The 16,235-nt window shown below is 61.1% G+C and carries 19 protein-coding genes and 1 tRNA gene; 3 read left to right on the top strand and 17 right to left on the bottom strand.

Annotated elements, in window-relative coordinates; genetic code table 11:
* Window positions 1–32 precede the first annotated feature (32 nt).
* Together JSO19_RS11840 and JSO19_RS11835 are read right to left on the bottom strand one after the other, a co-directional pair.
* Complete coding sequence (locus JSO19_RS11840) at window positions 33–1,079, bottom strand: 3-isopropylmalate dehydrogenase (RefSeq protein WP_270911873.1); 1,047 nt, start codon at window positions 1,077–1,079, stop codon at window positions 33–35.
* Between the two features lie 133 nt (window positions 1,080–1,212).
* Entirely contained in the window at window positions 1,213–1,770 is a 558-nt protein-coding gene (locus JSO19_RS11835; protein WP_270911872.1) for a YceI family protein, read from the bottom strand.
* A gap of 129 nt (window positions 1,771–1,899) precedes the next feature.
* Between JSO19_RS11835 and JSO19_RS11830 the strand changes: the two genes are divergently transcribed.
* Window positions 1,900–2,574, top strand: coding sequence for a DNA-3-methyladenine glycosylase (locus JSO19_RS11830; RefSeq protein WP_270911871.1), 675 nt, complete (start codon window positions 1,900–1,902; stop codon window positions 2,572–2,574).
* A 133-nt stretch (window positions 2,575–2,707) separates the two neighbouring features.
* Here JSO19_RS11830 and JSO19_RS11825 read toward each other — a convergent pair whose 3' ends face one another.
* Window positions 2,708–3,490 carry an LppX_LprAFG lipoprotein gene (locus tag JSO19_RS11825; protein ID WP_270911870.1) on the bottom strand — a complete coding sequence of 261 codons (783 nt, stop codon included), beginning with the start codon at window positions 3,488–3,490 and terminating at the stop codon, window positions 2,708–2,710.
* A 386-nt stretch (window positions 3,491–3,876) separates the two neighbouring features.
* Here JSO19_RS11825 and cyoE point away from each other — a divergent pair, with 386 nt between their 5' ends.
* On the top strand, window positions 3,877–4,944 hold the full coding sequence (cyoE, locus tag JSO19_RS11820) for a heme o synthase (protein ID WP_270911869.1): 1,068 nt from the start codon (window positions 3,877–3,879) through the stop codon (window positions 4,942–4,944).
* A gap of 133 nt (window positions 4,945–5,077) precedes the next feature.
* On the opposite strand, the gene JSO19_RS11815 is transcribed toward cyoE, so the two are convergent.
* Window positions 5,078–5,158, bottom strand: a tRNA-Leu gene (locus JSO19_RS11815).
* An 81-nt stretch (window positions 5,159–5,239) separates the two neighbouring features.
* Window positions 5,240–5,761 (bottom strand): thioesterase family protein, encoded by a 522-nt coding sequence (locus tag JSO19_RS11810; RefSeq protein WP_270911868.1) that lies wholly within the window; start codon window positions 5,759–5,761, stop codon window positions 5,240–5,242.
* Between the two features lie 136 nt (window positions 5,762–5,897).
* On the opposite strand from JSO19_RS11810, the gene JSO19_RS11805 reads away from it, so the two are divergent.
* Window positions 5,898–6,530, top strand: a complete 633-nt coding sequence (locus JSO19_RS11805) for a LysE family translocator (protein ID WP_270911867.1) — start codon at window positions 5,898–5,900, stop codon at window positions 6,528–6,530.
* On the opposite strand, the gene JSO19_RS11800 is transcribed toward JSO19_RS11805, so the two are convergent.
* The 12 genes from JSO19_RS11800 to ffh all read right to left on the bottom strand — a co-directional run bounded on the left by JSO19_RS11800 (window position 6,519) and on the right by ffh (window position 16,180).
* Window positions 6,519–7,106, bottom strand: coding sequence for a non-canonical purine NTP pyrophosphatase (locus JSO19_RS11800; protein ID WP_442915716.1), 588 nt, complete (start codon window positions 7,104–7,106; stop codon window positions 6,519–6,521). The two genes, JSO19_RS11805 and JSO19_RS11800, sit on opposite strands and share 12 nt — an antisense overlap.
* The gene (gene rph, locus JSO19_RS11795; RefSeq protein WP_270911865.1) at window positions 7,106–7,843 is read right to left on the bottom strand and encodes a ribonuclease PH; all 738 of its coding nucleotides are present in this window, start codon (window positions 7,841–7,843) and stop codon (window positions 7,106–7,108) included. Before rph ends, JSO19_RS11800 begins: the two co-directional genes overlap by 1 nt.
* Window positions 7,844–7,847: 4 nt before the next feature.
* Entirely contained in the window at window positions 7,848–8,726 is an 879-nt protein-coding gene (gene murI / locus JSO19_RS11790) for a glutamate racemase (RefSeq protein ID WP_270911864.1), read from the bottom strand.
* A gap of 5 nt (window positions 8,727–8,731) precedes the next feature.
* Complete coding sequence (locus JSO19_RS11785; protein WP_270911863.1) at window positions 8,732–9,415, bottom strand: ribonuclease HII; 684 nt, start codon at window positions 9,413–9,415, stop codon at window positions 8,732–8,734.
* A gap of 2 nt (window positions 9,416–9,417) precedes the next feature.
* On the bottom strand, window positions 9,418–10,197 hold the full coding sequence (gene lepB, locus JSO19_RS11780) for a signal peptidase I (protein ID WP_270911862.1): 780 nt from the start codon (window positions 10,195–10,197) through the stop codon (window positions 9,418–9,420).
* A gap of 151 nt (window positions 10,198–10,348) precedes the next feature.
* Window positions 10,349–10,696 carry a 50S ribosomal protein L19 gene (gene rplS / locus JSO19_RS11775; RefSeq protein WP_270911861.1) on the bottom strand — a complete coding sequence of 116 codons (348 nt, stop codon included), beginning with the start codon at window positions 10,694–10,696 and terminating at the stop codon, window positions 10,349–10,351.
* Between the two features lie 158 nt (window positions 10,697–10,854).
* The gene (trmD, locus tag JSO19_RS11770; RefSeq protein ID WP_270911860.1) at window positions 10,855–11,547 is read right to left on the bottom strand and encodes a tRNA (guanosine(37)-N1)-methyltransferase TrmD; all 693 of its coding nucleotides are present in this window, start codon (window positions 11,545–11,547) and stop codon (window positions 10,855–10,857) included.
* A complete protein-coding gene (gene rimM / locus JSO19_RS11765; RefSeq protein ID WP_270911859.1) occupies window positions 11,544–12,155 on the bottom strand; it encodes a ribosome maturation factor RimM in 612 nt (203 codons plus the stop codon). The genes trmD and rimM overlap by 4 nt, the downstream gene beginning before the upstream one ends.
* Window positions 12,148–12,411: an RNA-binding protein gene (locus JSO19_RS11760; RefSeq protein ID WP_270911858.1), complete on the bottom strand. Its 264-nt coding sequence runs from the start codon at window positions 12,409–12,411 to the stop codon at window positions 12,148–12,150. The genes rimM and JSO19_RS11760 overlap by 8 nt, the downstream gene beginning before the upstream one ends.
* A gap of 2 nt (window positions 12,412–12,413) precedes the next feature.
* Complete coding sequence (rpsP, locus tag JSO19_RS11755; protein WP_270911857.1) at window positions 12,414–12,860, bottom strand: 30S ribosomal protein S16; 447 nt, start codon at window positions 12,858–12,860, stop codon at window positions 12,414–12,416.
* Between the two features lie 387 nt (window positions 12,861–13,247).
* Entirely contained in the window at window positions 13,248–14,543 is a 1,296-nt protein-coding gene (locus JSO19_RS11750; protein WP_270911856.1) for an alpha/beta fold hydrolase, read from the bottom strand.
* Between the two features lie 53 nt (window positions 14,544–14,596).
* Entirely contained in the window at window positions 14,597–16,180 is a 1,584-nt protein-coding gene (gene ffh, locus JSO19_RS11745; RefSeq protein ID WP_270911855.1) for a signal recognition particle protein, read from the bottom strand.
* Window positions 16,181–16,235: the final 55 nt, after the last annotated feature.

The raw sequence follows: 16,235 nt of genomic DNA, 5'->3' as shown, positions 1-16,235 counted from the left end.
TTCTCTCATGATGAAAAAGAACGGAAGAAAAATTAGAGGTGAGCGAGAATTGCCTGGGCGATCTCGTCGGTTGATCGTGACGCGTCGTCTCGGCTCGCAAGATCGGCGCGAACGGCCTGCCTCACTCGCTCCGCCTCGGTGGGCAGTTCGAGGTGATCGAGCATGAGCGCTGCCGAAAGAATCGCCGCGGTCGGATCAGCAATACCCTTACCCGCAATGTCGGGCGCTGAGCCGTGTACCGGCTCAAACATGCTCGGGAAGGTTTTATCGGGGTTCACGTTACCCGAGGCCGCGAGGCCAATGCCGCCGCCAATGGCGCCAGCAATGTCGGTCAGGATGTCACCAAAGAGGTTGTCGGTGACGATGACGTCAAACCGTGCGGGGTCTTGCACGAAGAAGATTGTTGCGGCATCAACGTGCAGGTAATCAACCTGCACGTCTGGATACTCGGCGCCGACGGCTTCGACGGCGCGCTGCCAGATCTTGCCCGCGTGCACGAGCACGTTGGTCTTATGCACCCAGGTGAGCTTCTTGCGGGGGCGCGACTGCGCGAGTTCAAAGGCGTACCGCACCACACGTTCGACGCCGAACGCGGTGTTCACCGAGACCTCGGTCGCCACCTCGTGGGGGCCGCTGCGGAGCGATCCGCCATTGCCAACGTACGGGCCCTCGGTACCCTCGCGCACGACAACAAAGTCGATGTCGCCCGGGTTCGCGAGTGGTGAGGTGACCCCGGGAAAGAGCGTGCAGGGGCGCACGTTTGCGTAGTGGTCGAAGTCGAAGCGCAGCTTCAGGAGCAGGCCTCGCTCAATGTTTGCCCCACGCAAACGCTCGTCGCCGGGCACTCCACCGACGGCTCCGAAGAGAATTGCGTCGTGCTCGGCGATGGCACGCTGCTCATCTTCGGGCAGGGTATCGCCGGTCGCGAGAAACCGCTCGGCACCGAGCGGGAACTCAGTTCGCTCGAACACCACGTCGCTGTCGCGAGTGACGGCATCGATCACGCGATTCGCTTGCTGTACAACCTCGGGCCCAATTCCGTCGCCGGGAATAACTGCAAGCTTGATGGTGCGTGTCACCAGTGCCTCCTCGATATAACTGTGGTGTTCAGGCCATCCTACCGCGAGCAGGCACTCAGAAACGACGAAGCGGCGAGACTCTCTACAGAATCTCGCCGCCCGTTCTCACGGCCATTGCCGCTCATGAAACCCGTTACTGCTGAAGTGTGGCCTGCACGTCGAGTGCAATCGTGACGTCGCTGGCGAGCACGAAACCGCCCTGGTCCAGCGCCGAGTTCCAGTTCACACCGAAGTCTTCGCGGTTCACCACGGTCTTCGCTTCAAAGCCCGCCTTCGTCTGGCCGTAGCCGTCAACGACAACGCCGCCGAACTCGAAGTCGAAGGTGACGGGCTTCGTAACGCCGCGCATCGTGAGGTTACCGTCAACCTTCAGTTCGCCGTTCTCTTCGCGAGCACCGGTCGACTCGAAGGTGAGCTGTGGAAACTCGTCAGCCTTGAAGAAGTCGCTCGTGCGAAGGTGTTCGTCGCGCTGCGCCTGCTTCGTGTTCACCGAGGCAACCTCAACGGTCGCTTTCACGGTCGAGTCGAGAGGGTTCGGAGCGGTGACGAACGTGGCGTCAAAGTTCTCAAAACGGCCCTTGACCTTACTGATCGCCATGTGCCGCACTGAAAAGGTCACCTCTGAGTGGGCCGGGTCAATGGTCCAGGTGCCAGCTTGGTAGCCAGGAATCTGTTCAGCGGTAATGGTCATAAGGGTTTCCCTTCGTGATAAGCGTGTCACGCCAATTGGCGTATGCATGGTGTAACGCCGCCCCTGCAGGGTTTATTCCCAAGACTGAAAACCCGCGTCTTCACAGCCTCGGTGCCATACTTGAGTGCAATGGATCGCTCGTTTTTCTTCGCTCACGCGCTCGAGGTGGCACCACGCGTGCTCGGTACGCTGCTCACGGTCGACTCACCAGCCGGACAGGTCACGCTGCGCATCACCGAGGTCGAGGCCTATCACGGAGTCGGCGTGCCGGGGCCATACGATGCTGGCTCGCATTCGAAAGATCGCAAGACCGATCGCAACGCGTCAATGTTCGGTGATCCCGGACACGCATACGTCTACCTGAACTACGGCATGCACTACGCACTGAACCTTGTGTGTTCGCCAAGCGGCATCGCCTCTGGGGTTCTCGTGCGCTCAGCCGAGGTCGTCGATGGCGCCGACCTCGCGATCACCAGGCGCCTTGAAAAACGCGGATCGCGCAGCACGGCTACCCCCATCGCGCACGCCGCTCTCGCGAAGGGCCCCGGCAACCTCGCTGCAGCTCTCGGCATCACCCGCGAAACGCACGACGGGCTCGATCTGTTTGCCGCCCCATTCCATTTGGAGTTCCCATCCCCCGCTCCCACCGCATCAATCATGAGCGGCCCGCGAGTGGGGGTTGCGGGTCATGCAGGGGGTACTGACTTTTCATGGCGCTTCTGGCTGTCAGGCGACCCGACCGTTTCAGCATTTCGCCCCGGCCGGGGCGCACCGGCGTGGCGGCCTCCCAGTACATCGCACTGACTTGGTCGCCCCGGAACGGTGGCCACAAACACAACGTCGGCCTTACCCGTGAGGATAAGGCCGACGTTGTCGTGCTTCGGCGCTTCGGCGCTTCGCTACGAGGCTACGCCGTCAATCGCGTTAAAGACTGGTCTTAGAACTCTACGATCTCATCGTCAGCAGGAGCTTCAACCTTCATGTCCTTGCCCCAGTCAGAGAAGGTAATAACCGTCTCGCCATCGCCCATTGGCATGACGATGCGCTTTGGAAGGTCATCGCTATCGACGTACATCTCGTAGGTGAGGGTATCGCCAAGGAGCTCGCTCACCTCGGGGGTCATCTCTTGCCCGCCCTCTTCAACAACGATCTTCGTGTCGAGTGAGAGCGTGTACTTCGTGGTCTCAACGCCGTCGATCTTTTCAGTGTCGCCAACCTTGAAGTCGGTGAGTGCTTTTTCGAAAAGTTCAAACTGTGCTGCTGGGTTGCTCTGCGATTCGAGATTGCCCATGCCAGCGCCATCAAGCTCATCGAGCGAGAGCTTGGCGAACTTGTTCTGGGTCATCTCGCCCATGTTCATGTACGCGTCGGTACCGATCATGATCATTTTCATCTCACTGTCGGTGCCAGGCATGCTCATGGTCATGCTCATCGCAACGTCTTCAGGCTTTTCAGAAATGACCACATCGGCGGTTGCCTCCATGTCCATTCCCATCTGCGACATTTCCATGAGCATGCTTGCTGAACCAGCCTTGTACTGAGCATCATTGATGCGCTGCACAAAAGTATCGGCCGTGAGCTCGCTCGTCGAAGCTTTCTCTGCCTGCTCCTGGCCTTTCGGTGCCGAAGCCGGCTTAGCGTCATCGCCGCAACCGGTCAAGCCGAGGGTCGCAACGAGCGCAAGAGTAGTAAACGCGGTGATCTTTTTCAATGATGCCATGTACCCAGCATAGAAAGAGCTGAGCCCGCGTCACAACTTGAAACCCACCCTGATGCATAATTACGGTGTCGCCGGATCACGCAGGCGACACGACACCTGTCGCAAAAGTGTGAGCTGACTAGCACTTTCTCCGATTTCACTCGTTTCGCAGCGGATCATAAAAAATCTTTCATCCCGTTCACCGCTCACAAGCGAGCCTCTGCGCGGCAGCCCCGAGCGCCACTCGGGGCTCTGCAAGCTTGTACATATATTGGGGCGGTATATTTAATGCATACGTTTGTATAGTTTGCGTCACGGTCCCGGCACCGTGACGATGCGAACACGCCGCACCCAACCGCGGCATCCCAAGTCACAGGTCGCACTGGCTTGAGAAAGGTCAGATCCGCATGCCCGCTAGCGGGTTCTCAGAAGATAACCAACCGCTTTCGAACGTTCCCACAACTGCCAAGAACGATCGCGAAGCCGCTGCAAGAGAGAGTGTTGCGGCTCCCGAATTCTCGGAGCTCGCAGACGCAGCGGTCTTCTCTGAACGCAGTCGCGGCACCGACGCAAAAATCGCGTCACGGGCCGACGGCGACACGTTCAGAGCCACATTTGCCAGGTACTACTCGCTCACGAAGCCTGGCGTACTCTATGGCAACGTACTCACCGCGGCTGCCGGCTTTTTGCTGGCCTCTGGTGTCGCCCGCGAATTTGATACTCCCCTCTTTCTCGCGACCATCTTCGGCACGACGCTCGTCATCGCTGCTGCATGCGTGCTGAACAACGTACTCGACCGCGACATCGATGACCGCATGGAACGTACCAAGAAGCGGGCAACCGTTTCGGGCAGCATCAGCGTGCGCAACGCTGTGGTCTTCTCAATCGTGCTCTTCGTTGTTGGCAACGCCATGCTCGTCGCCTGGACCAACTGGCTCGTGGTGATCACCGGACTCGCCGGTTTCTTCACCTACGTTGTGCTGTACGGGATGCTCTCGAAGCGCATGAGCGTGCACGGCACTCTCGTCGGCAGCATCTCGGGAGCGGCACCGATCTTCGCCGGGTACGTCGCTGTCACCGGCAGCATCGACGCGGCCGCGGTGCTCGTCTTTCTCGCGATTTTCTTTTGGCAGATGCCTGAGTTCTACTCGATTGCGGTGTACCGCCGTGACGAGTACGCCCGCGCCGGTGTGCCCGTCATTACGGTCGTCCATGGCGTGCCAGCGGCAAAGGTGCAGATTCTCATCTACACCGTCGCTTACGTCGCATCATCAATCGCCCTCACCCCGCTCGGGTACACCGGCTGGGTGTATGCGGCGGTCATGGGGGTGCTCGGCATCTGGTGGCTCGTCATTGGCGTGCAGGGCTTCAAAGCGAAAGATGATAACGCTTGGGCCCGCCGCATGTTCCGCTTCTCGCTCATCATCATCATGGCCTACAGCCTCATGATCTCGATCGGGCCGTTGCTGCCGTAGCAAGACAGGTGAGCTGGCTACGATTGCCCGTTTGAGGGGCAACCGTAAACCTTCAGGCCCGGCAAAGAAGTCAGATATCAAAAACGTAGGGGCGGAAGCATTCGAATGCTTCCGCCCCTACGTTTTCTTACGGTACGCGAGGGGGGACTTGAACCCCCACGTCAAAGACACTGGAACCTAAATCCAGCGCGTCTACCAATTCCGCCACTCGCGCTCGCTCGCTTCATTGCACGAACCAGATAAGTCTAGCGTGCATGAGGCAGGTTGCACCACGCGTGGCGCGCCGAAGCGTCGCTTAGCGTAACGAACGAGTGCTCGCAGCCCACTCCGAGAGCCACTCAGGCACCTCTGGCATGGCAGCAAGGTCGCTCCCGAGGAATGCTCGCAGTTCGTCGTCACTCACCTTTCCCCCGGTCTTTTTGAGGAAACGAGCACGCAGATGCACCTGGGCGCACACATGCTCTCGGGTGCGGAAGGTGTGCTCGATGTACACACCATGCTCGTCGAATCCGAGCATACGTGAGGTGAGCTGAAACTTTTGAAAGGGGTTGAGCGAGCGACGATAGCTCACCATCTGGCCTGCGACGACCGGATACCAGCCCGCTGCCGTGAGCCGTTTCCAGTACCCAGAACGCATCATGAGGTCCATGCGGCCCAGATCGCAGAGGGTGAGGTAGCGACCGTTATTCATGTGGCCCAAGAGGTCGAGGTCGTTGGGCATGACACGAAACGTCTTCGTTCCCGTGCTCCACACCCCAAGCTTCGAGCGACGCCACTGCCCTAAATACAGCATCAGCAGACGAAAATACAGGTTCATGCATGCGATGGTAACCGGCTGCTCACGCAATCTGAAATGATAGTGAGGTGCCTTGCAAACCACCCTTCTCAAGCCCCACCGTCATTGACGAAAGTCACGAAACACGAGTGTCTCGTCGAGCCGTCGGGTTCGACGCGTGACCGCCGCAAGTTGGGGCGCGCTGCTCATCGCGTGGCTCGCCGCTATTGCGATGCCCGGGCCCGATATCTTCCTGCTCCTCAAGCTCGGCATTCGTGACCGTCACCCCGCCGTGCTCGCGGCGCTCGGCATCATGACCGGCAACCTCGTGTGGGCAACGGCATCGGTGCTCGGTATGAGTGCGCTCATTCGCACCTTCCCCGTGCTGTTACCGACGTTGCAGGTCGCGGGCTCGTGCGTGCTCATCTGGCTCGGCGTGAAGAGCCTTCGGGGTGGCATCGCTCAGTTGCGTGAGCGCAGCGAAACTCCCGACGTCACCGTGACGAGCCGCCCATTTCTGCTCGGCTTTGTGACGAACATTGCCAATCCGAAGGCGCTCATCTTCTTCACCGCACTGCTCAGCCAGTTTCTTCCGGCCCACACCGATTGGGTCACGAGTGCGACCATCATCGCGGTCATGGTGTCAACCGGCGTCGTCTGGTTTGTCGCCGTAGCCCTCGCATCGTCTTCACAAGCCTTTCGGGCCTGGTTCGGCCGCGTTGCTCCATGGTTCGACGTCGTCGCGGGCGCCGTGTTCATTCTCGTGGCGCTCACGATTCTCGCAGAGGTGCTGCTCGCTCTACTCAGCTAGTCGGTTGAGATCAGCAACGAGCGCCGTGAAGGCGCGCGTGCGATGCGACTCGGCATCTTTCTCGGCGGGCGTGAGTTCTGCCGCCGAACGCTCGAAACCATCGGGCTGAAACAGCGGATCGTAGCCGAAGCCGTTCGCTCCCCTTGGCTGCTCAAGAATCGTACCTCGCCACTCACCCATGCGGGTCACCTCGTCGCCGTTCGGCGCGACGAGCACAGCAGCACACATAAATGCGCCACCACGGTGCGGGTGCGCGACATCGCTCAGCTGCCACTTGAGCAGCTCGAGGTTCGCGAGATCGTCGCGAGCCGGGCCTCCCCAGCGAGCCGAGAAGATGCCCGGCGATCCGCCGAGAATATCAACGGCGATGCCAGAGTCATCGGCGATCGCTGGAAGGCCAGTGTGAGCCGCTGCGGCTCGGGCCTTGATGAGGGCGTTTTCGGCGAAGCTTGTGCCGTCTTCAACCGGCTCGGGGCCGTCGTAGCCCACGAGTTCGATCGCGGGCACCTTCGGGCCGATGATACGACGGAGCTCTTCAAGCTTCTTGCGGTTGTGCGAGGCGAGAACGACGCGCATCACGAGAGCTTCTCCATGAGCGTCTTGGCCTGCACGCCTGTGAGCGTTTTTGCTCCGCCCACGGCAAGATCGAGCAGCGCGTCAAGCTCGTCGCGCTTAAAGGGTGCGCCCTCGGCGGTTCCCTGCACCTCGACGAAGTCACCGCTGCCGGTCACGACAACGTTCATGTCGGTCTCGGCGCGCACGTCTTCGACGTAAGGGAGATCGAGCATGGGGGTTCCATCGATGATGCCGACCGAGACGGCCGCGACGCTGTCGGTGAGCACCTCGGCCTTTTGCGAGATGAAGCCATTCTTGCGGCCCCACTCAACCGCGTCGACGAGAGCAACGTACGCACCCGTAATGGCTGCCGTGCGGGTTCCGCCGTCGGCCTGCAGCACGTCACAGTCGATGACGATGGTGTTCTCGCCCAGCTTCTTCGTGTCGATGATGGCACGAAGCGAGCGGCCGATAAGGCGCGAGATCTCGTGCGTGCGGCCACCAATCTTGCCGCGAACCGACTCGCGATCCATGCGCTCGTTCGTCGAGCGAGGCAGCATCGAGTACTCGGCGGTGACCCAGCCGGTGCCCTTACCCTTCAACCAGCGCGGCACACCGTTCGTAAACGATGCGGTGCACAGCACCTTCGTGTTACCGAACGAGATAAGGGCGCTTCCCTCAGCCTGGGCGCTCCAGCCTCGCTCGATCGTGATCTCGCGCAGTTCGTCGGGGCTGCGACCGTCGGCACGTTGGGTCATGGTGTTACTCCTTTTCGAGCGGCAGGGCCTTGAGCGCTGGTGTCGCGCTTGGCGCTGTCAGTTGCTTCGTGTGTTGTCTCATGATGTTCGGAATGCTCACGCCGAGCATTCGGTTGGCAAGCTCTCGCTGCACCGCCGACTCTGACCCGGTGCCCTCGAACGTCACGACGGGATCGTGGTCGCTCTCGGGGGCGTTGAGGTGCAGGTCGCTCAGTACTTCGTAGACCTGGTTAGCGGTTTCAATGTCGCTCGAGACGAGCGTGACGCGCGGGCCCACCACCTGGCGAATTGCTCCACGCAAAAACGGGTAGTGGGTGCAGCCGAGCACGAGCGTGTCGATGTCTTCGTCGATGAGCGGCGCGAGATACTCAGTTGCGACCTGCACGACCTCTTCGCCAGAGGTCTTTCCCGCCTCAACGAGTTCGACAAAACGCGGGCACGCGACCGAGTTCAGCGTCACATCGGGGCGCACGGTGAAGAGATCGTCGTACACGCGCGAGGTAATCGTCCCTTCGGTACCGATGAGCCCTACCCTGCCGGTCTTCGTGATCGCGAGCGCGCTACGCACCGTCGGGGCGATAACCTCAACAACGGGCACATCGTAGCGCTCGTAGGCGTCGCGTAAGACCGCCGCAGAGGCGGTGTTGCAGGCAATCACGAGAATCTTCACGCCACGCGCGACCAGGTCGTCAAGCACCCTCAGGGCGAGCTCGCGAACCTCGGCGATAGGCCGTGGGCCGTAAGGAGTGTGCGCCGTATCGGCGACATAAATGAGTGACTCGTGCGGCAACAGGTCGCGAATAGCTCGCGCCACCGTCAGGCCGCCGACCCCAGAATCGAACACCCCGATGGGCGCCGAGGCGTTAAGCGTTTCGTTGAGCACGGTCTTTAGTGTACCGCGCGCTCGATGGTGTTCGGCTTGATCCAGCTCGCCCGGTGCTGCGGGGTGAGGCCGTACTGCCTGATGCCGTCGTAGTGTGCCGTGGCGCCATAGCCTTTATTTTTGTTCCACGCGTAGTGCGGCAGCGATTCGTGTGCCTCGAGCATCAGTCGATCACGCTCGACCTTAGCTCTCAGCGAAGCCGCCGCGACGCTCGCGTGTTGCCGGTCAGCGCCAACGCGCGTCAACACGTGCAGGGGCTGCAGGAGGGCCTCAGAGAGCCAGTCGTGCGAGCCGTCGACCACGATGAGGCACTTGCGCACGTCGATGCCCTGCTCGTGCACCGAGAGCAACGCATCACGTCCCGCTCTACCGAGCATTGTCGTGATGCCGTGCTCGTCGATATCGCCCGGCTGACCGAAGCCAACCGCGCCGACGCCCCATTCGAGCACCGTTGGAAAGATCCACTCCCGCCTCGCTTCGCTCAGCAGCTTCGAGTCGCGCAGTCCCTCGGGAAACGAGGTCGTGCCGCGCTGAACAACGTGCGCACCGACCGAGACAGGCCCCGCAATCGCGCCGCGCCCCGCCTCGTCAAGGCCGATCACGCCAAGGTAGTCGGGGTAACGCTCAAGCTGCTCGTGTTCAAACGCAAGCGTCGGGTCTTTCTCGGGGTCAGGTGCAAGCGCCCGCACCGCTACTGCTCCTTGGGCTTTTCGTCGTCTTCGTTGCGCTGGGCATCGTCGCCGCCCTCTTGCGGCTCGCCGTCACCCTGCTTCGCATCGTCAAGGCCGGCAAACACGTCAGAGTAGCTGTCAAGCAGCCCAAAACGGTTGAGCGGCCAGTTCAGCAGGAAGGCCCGGCCCACGATCTCGTCTTCGCTCACGAAGCCCTTGCCCGGCTGGTCTTGGTTGTAGCGTGAATCTTTCGACGCGTACCGGTTGTCGCCCATAACCCAGACCGAACCCTCGGGAACCGTCACGTCAAAGTCGATCTCAGAAACCCTCGTTGCACCCTCGGGCATGACCACGTAGGGCTCCCGAATCGGCACACCGTTAATCATCATGAGGCCGTTCATGTCACAGCACTCGACGTGGTCGCCGCCAACACCAATCACGCGTTTGACGACGTACTCGTCGGTGACCTCAGCGGCGAGGCCGATCTGCTGCAGCACTTTCTGAAAGCCGTTCGCCTCTGGCATTGCCTGTGGGTATACCCACCCGCCCGGGTCACGAAAGACGACGATGTCGCCTCGGTCAACCTTTTGCACGTTCGGCACGAGCTGGTTGACGAGAATGCGGTCATTCACCTGCAGGGTCTCTTTCATCGAGCCAGAGGGAATGTAGAAGGCGCGAACGAGAAACGTCTTGAGCGCGTACGAGGCAACGAAGGCGATAACGACGATGACGAGAAGATCTCGAAAAAACCTGAATACCTTCGCGGTGCCAGAGATCGTTTCTTCTGCGCGCTGTGCCATTCTTGCCTCGTCTTTCTCCGTACCCACCCGAGCTTACTCGTCACCCGGTCTCGGTTTGCTCTGAATATTCACGGGTTGGCCGGCCCGCATTCGTTTGAGACAAACAAAATGGGCCCCGAGAAAATCCCGGAGCCCATTCATGCTGTTGCGCTTAGTTTTCGCGCTTCTCTTTGATCTTCGCCTTCTTACCGGTGAGACCGCGGAGGTAGTAGAGCTTCGCACGACGCACGTCGCCACGGCTCACAACCTCGATCTTGTCGATCGCGGGTGAGTGAACGGGGAACGTACGCTCGACGCCTACCTGAAAGCTGATCTTGCGAACGGTGAAGGTCTCGCGAACGCCATCGCCCTGGCGGCCGATGACGAGGCCCTGGAAGACCTGCACACGTGAACGGCTACCCTCAACAATGTTGACGTGCACCTTGACGGTGTCGCCAGCACGGAACTCGGGAATGTCGCTCTTCAGCGATGCTGCATCAATGAAGTCAAGCTTCTGCATCTGTATCTCTCTGCGCCCGCCGCAAGTCGAAACGCTGTGATTAAAGTGAAAAAGTATTTGGCGTCATGCGTTGTGCAAACCCTTGCGGCAGCGTGCACCATGACACAAACGCCTATTATGCCACACTCGGGGGCTCCCACGCCAGCCGGCGCGACGGTCTATTCGTCGTCGCTCAGCAGGTCGGGCCGCACACGCCTCGTGCGTTCAATCTGTTGCTCGTGACGCCATGCAGCGACCTTCGCGTGGTCACCGCTCAAGAGTACTGGCGGAATCTCACGGCCCCGCCACTCGGCAGGCGCTGTATAGCTCGGGTACTCAAGCAAACCGCTCTCGTGCGACTCCTCGACGAGGCTCTCGGGGTTTCCCACGACGCCCGGGATGAGCCTGGCGATCGCCTCGATCATCGCGATCGAAGCCACCTCTCCCCCGTTGAGCACGTAGTCGCCGATGCTCACGAGACGAACCCGCGCACGCTCTCCGTACTCGTCAAACACGCGCTGGTCGATGCCCTCGTATCGGCCGCAGCCAAAAATAAGGTGATCTTCGCGCGCGAGCTCGCGAGCCATCGCCTGCGTAAACACGTCGCCCGCTGGCGACGGGAAAATAATGAGCGGATCATCGCTCTTTTCGATGAGCGGGTCAAGCGTGAGCGCCCACGGTTCTGCCTGCATCACCATGCCCGCACCACCCCCGGCCGGCTTACCGTCGACCGTGTGGTGGCGATCGGTTGTCACGTCACGAAGGTTGTGAGCCTCGAAGGTGATGATGCCTCGCTCGCTCGCTTTACCGAGCAGCGAGATGCCGAGCACGTCAAAATACTCAGGAAAGATGCTGACCGCATCAATTCTCATGAGGCTGGCCCCTCGGCATCAGCCTCTTGCTCGGGGAGCTCTTCAAAGAGCCCGAGCGGCGGAGTCACCGTCACAACGCGAGCCTCGGCGTCGACATCGGGAACGATTGCTTCAACGAACGGCACGAGCACCGAAGCACCCGCGGTCGTTTTCACGAGCAGCAGGTCGTGGGCAGGCATGTGCTGAACCTCACGAACCTCGCCGATGACCTCGCCATCACGCTTGACGGCCATGCCAACGAGCTGCTGGTCGTACCAGGCGTTGTCTTCGCTGCCAGCTTCAACCGCGACCTCGTCGATCCACAAAATTGCTCGCACTGCGCCCTCGACCGCGGTGCGGTCGGGAAGCTCTGCAAAGAAGCCGACGGGCATGTCGTTGTACCAACGCAGCTCGCGCATCGTGATGGTCTTTGCGAACCAGGGCGACTCTTCGGGCACCTGCAGGTGAAATACCGCTCCCGGCACGAAACGCAGCTCGGGGTTATCGGTGAACAGTTCGAGCTTGACTCCGCCCTTGAGCCCGTGCGGCTTCGAGAGTCGACCGACACGAAGGCCCCCCGAACCCAGATCGGGTCGGGGAGCCTCTTGACGTGAACGCGGATCAGCCAACGGAATCTTGGTTATCAGTGTCGACAACGTCGATGCGCACGCGGCGGTCTTGCACAAGCGCACCAACAACGGTGCGCAGTGACTGCGCGGTGCGGCCGCTTCGACCGATCACACGGCCGAGATCTTCGGGGTTCACACGAACCTCGAGAATGTCGCCGCGTGCGGTCTCACGGGTGCTGATCTTCACATCTGCAGGGTGATCAACGATTCCCTGAATCAGGTGCTCAAGCACCGCATCGGTCTGAACCGCCGACAAGACTACTCTGCGCTCTCTTCGGCTGCCTCAGCGGCAGGTGCTTCTTCAGCTGCTGCTTCTTCGGCAGGAGCCTCTTCAGCGGGAGCCTCAGCAGGCTTCTCAGCCTTTGGCTTGATAACCGACTTCTTCGAGGTGTCAGCGACGAACTCTTCCTTGTCGCCAGCAAACTGCACCTTCGACTCGGTGTCACCCTCGCCGGTAAACTTTGCCCAGTCGCCCGTGAGCTTGAGCAGAGCGGCAACCTGCTCGGTGGGCTGTGCGCCAACCGAGAGCCAGTACTGTGCACGCTCTGAGTCGATCTTGATGACCGAGGGGTTCTCGGTCGGGTGGTACTGACCGATCTCTTCGATCGCGCGGCCATCACGCTTGGTGCGTGAGTCAGCAACAACAACGCGGTAGTGCGGTGCACGGATCTTACCCATGCGCTTCAGGCGAATCTTTACAGCCATGAATTTCTCCAAAATCTTGATGTCTTGAGACAAGGCGCGGTAGTCGCGCAAGCCTCGTTAATTTTGACACACAATAGCACCAAAAAGCAATGTATTGCGTGACCTGGGGTTTTCATGAGCGCTGCCACGTGATCGTGACGCTACACGCACAGAATTCGCGGATCTGGGCCGCAGCCGGGTCGCGCCCCGAGACTAGCTCTCGCCGATCCGCGCCCGCGCCTGTGCCCGCGCCAGTGCTCGTGCCCGCGGCAAACTATTGCCTGATCTTAAGCCCCAGAAAGCAGGTTTTGAGGCCAAAATCGCTCTAAAATCACGCAATGGTTGCTGAGCGAAGCGCATAGCGAGAGACGGGGTGCGCGCAGCAACTCGGGGCACGCATACGTCGCGCTACAAGCCTCGAGAGGCGATGCGCATCTCGAGAGCCGTGAAGAGCCGCTCGACGACGTCGCCCATGCGAACTCCGTCGTGCTCGTACTCGTTCGTCACCCAGGCGTGCAGGTTCTTGACGCGGCTCGCGGTGTCGAGTGAGAGCTGCGCGTCGACGAACATGTCGTCGTAGTACACGGCGGCCTCGATGGGCACCTCGTTCGCCGCGAGGCGTTCGTGGTCGTAGAGCTCGATGGGCCAGGCCCTGCTCGCGAGCAGACGCCAGCCCTCAGCGAAGGGGCGCAGTTCGGCGAACTGCTCGGCCATCCACGGGAACGTCATCTCGCCGGTAAAGCGCAGCGGCCTCGCGGCTGGGTTGAACTCGGGGTGCAGGCCGCGCTCACGCTCGGCCGACCAGTTGGTCGGGCCCGCGCCGTAGATACTCTCTTGCAGCACCATGTAGAGCGGGTTCGAGGCGTAGCCGGTGGCGATGAATACCTCGTTCACGAAGGTCTCGCTGAGCACCGTTTCGGCCTCGTCGGCAAACGCCTCGTCGAGCAGCCAGTGCACGCGGTCGAAGCCGATCTCGACTCCGAAGCTCTGCCCGAGGGTCTGAAAACGTTCGACGGTGAGACGGTCACCGCCCGGCATGAGCACCTCGTCGCGCTCAAGCAGGTCGGCAATGCGGTCGACGCGGGCCTGCAGGTGCGGGAAACGGGCAAAGAACTGCTCATTTTTGGCGAGCGTACGCGGGAAGGTTCGGCGGTACACCTCATCGGGGTCAGCATCGATGCTGGGCAGCCCACCCGTGATCGCACTCGCGACGACGGCCTCGGGCGCGACCGAGAGGTAGTGCAGGGTCAAGAAACCGCCGTAGCTCTGCCCCATGGTCCACCATGGTTTGCCACCGAAGTGCTCCTTGCGCAGCGCCTCGAAGTCTTGAACGATCGAGTCAGCCCGCATGAGCGAAAGGCGCTTTGCTGCGGTCTCAGCGTCGAGCTTCGCGTATTCGCTACCTAAGGCAGGGGTCGAGCGCCCCGTGCCGCGCTGGTCTGGCAGCACAACACGAAAGCGTTTGAGCGCGGCCGTGAGAAACGGATCGCGTGCGAGTGGCCGAGCGCCCTTGCCACCGGGCCCACCCTGAAGGTAGACAATCGCCGGCACGTCGTCGAGGCCCGCCTGCAGCCTCGCCGGGTCGGCGAACTCGCGAGCGAAAATGCGAATCTGCTCACCCTCGGGCTCACTCCAATCGAGCGGAACCTCGGTCCAGATATCGCGAGCGAGCATGTCACGCCCTACCCTGTACCAGTTCGTCATGTGCGCCTCTTTCTCGCGCTCGCGCGCGCTCTACTCACATGGTGGGCACGTGGCTAGCGCTTGGCGCCCTTCAACATTTGCTGAATGTCGTCAAGATCAGACTGTTTCGGTGCCTGGGCCGCCTGGCCACCGCCGAAGCTTGACCCGCTCGAGCTCACCGCGCCGGTCTGCTTCTGGGTTGCTTCCTGAGCCCGCTTTGCCGGGTTACCCGAGCGCGATGCGCCCTTCTTCTTGCCCTTTTGCTGCTTCTTGCGGCCGCCCATGCCCCCCATGCCGGGAACGGGCCCCATGCCTGGAATCTGCGGAACGCCGCCCTTAGCGACCGTCTTCATCATCTTCGCAGCCTGCTCGAAGCGCTGCACGAGCTGGTTCACCTCGGTCACGGTACGGCCCGATCCCTTGGCGATACGCAGGCGGCGTGAACCGTTGAGCAGCTTCGGGTTATCGCGCTCGGCCTTGGTCATCGACTGGATGATGGCCTCGGTGTGCACGATTTCGCGTTCGTCGAAGTTGTCGAGCTGGTCTTTCATCTTGCCCATGCCGGGCAGCATGCCGACCATCTTCTTGAGCGAGCCGGCACCACGAAGCTGCTGTAGCTGCCCCAGGAAGTCATCGAGCGTGAACTGATCCTTCTGGATCTTCTCGGCCATCTTGCGTGCTTCGTCTTCGTCGAAGGCATGCTGGGCCTGCTCGATGAGCGTGAGAATATCGCCGAGGTCGAGAATACGGCTCGCCATACGGTCTGGGTGAAACTGTTCGAAGTCGTCGAGGCCCTCGCCCGTTGAGGCGAAGAGGATCGGGCGACCGGTCATCTGCCTGATCGACAACGCCGCACCACCGCGGGCGTCACCATCGAGCTTCGTGAGCACAACGCCAGTGAAGTCAACACCCTCTTGGAACGCGTTGGCCGTGGTCACGGCGTCTTGACCGATCATCGCGTCGATGACGAAGAGCACCTCGTCGGGGTTCGTCGCACGGCGAATATCGCCGGCCTGCTGCATGAGCACCTCGTCGACGCCAAGGCGGCCGGCGGTATCGATGATCACGAAGTCGTGCTGCTTACGCTTGGCTTCTTCGACGCCTTCTTTGGCGACCTTGACGGGGTTGCCAACGATCTCGTCGGTCTCTACTCCGGTGTTGCCAGGGTGCGGTGCGTACACAGCAGCGCCGGCCTGCTCGCCAACGACCTTGAGCTGGGTTACGGCGTTCGGGCGCTGCAGGTCACAGGCGACGAGCAGCGGCTGGTGCCCCTGGCCCTTGAGCCACTTGGCGAGCTTGCCCGCGAGCGTCGTCTTACCGGCACCCTGAAGGCCCGCAAGCATGATGATGGTTGGCGGGTTCTTCGCGAACTGCAGCCTGCGCTGCTCGCCACCGAGAATCTCGATGAGCTCTTCGTTCACGATCTGAACAACCTGCTGGGCTGGGTTCAGTGCACGGTTGACCTCGTCGCTGAGCGCACGTTCGCGTATCTTCTGGGTGAAGCTCTTCACCACGTCGAGCGCGACGTCGGCCTCGAGCAGCGCGCGTCGAATCTCGCGAACGGTACCATCAACGTCACTCGCCGAGAGCTTTCCCTTCGTGCGAAGGTTTTTAAAGGTATCGGTCAGCCGCTGTGACAGGTTTCCAAAAGTAGCCATGATGGTCTCGATTCTACCCGAGGTCGGGCGCTTCAGTTGCCGCAAACGCAAACAG

The organism is Leucobacter sp. UCMA 4100 (genome assembly GCF_027853335.1).
GTDB lineage: Bacteria > Actinomycetota > Actinomycetes > Actinomycetales > Microbacteriaceae > Leucobacter_A.
This window is presented reverse-complemented; position numbering and strand designations above follow the sequence as displayed.